We start from the raw sequence: 289 nt of genomic DNA, 5'->3' as shown, positions 1-289 counted from the left end.
GGGGATGACGTCAAGTCATCATGCCCTTACGAGTAGGGCTACACACGTGCTACAATGGCAGATACAAAGAGAAGCGACCTCGCGAGAGCAAGCGGAACTCATAAAGTCTGTCGTAGTCCGGATTGGAGTCTGCAACTCGACTCCATGAAGTCGGAATCGCTAGTAATCGTAGATCAGAATGCTACGGTGAATACGTTCCCGGGCCTTTGTACACACCGCCCGTCACACCATGGGAGTGGGTTGCAAAAGAAGTAGGTAGCTTAACCTTCGGGAGGGCGCTTACCACTTT

The 289-nt window shown here is 51.9% G+C and carries 1 rRNA gene; it reads left to right on the top strand.

The window, feature by feature from the left end:
• A 16S ribosomal RNA gene (locus tag BHE89_RS01070) occupies nt 1-289 on the top strand; the annotation flags it as partial.

The sequence above is a fragment of the Shigella sp. FC1967 genome (assembly GCF_001743005.1).
In the GTDB taxonomy this organism is placed as follows: domain Bacteria; phylum Pseudomonadota; class Gammaproteobacteria; order Enterobacterales; family Enterobacteriaceae; genus Proteus.
This window is presented reverse-complemented; position numbering and strand designations above follow the sequence as displayed.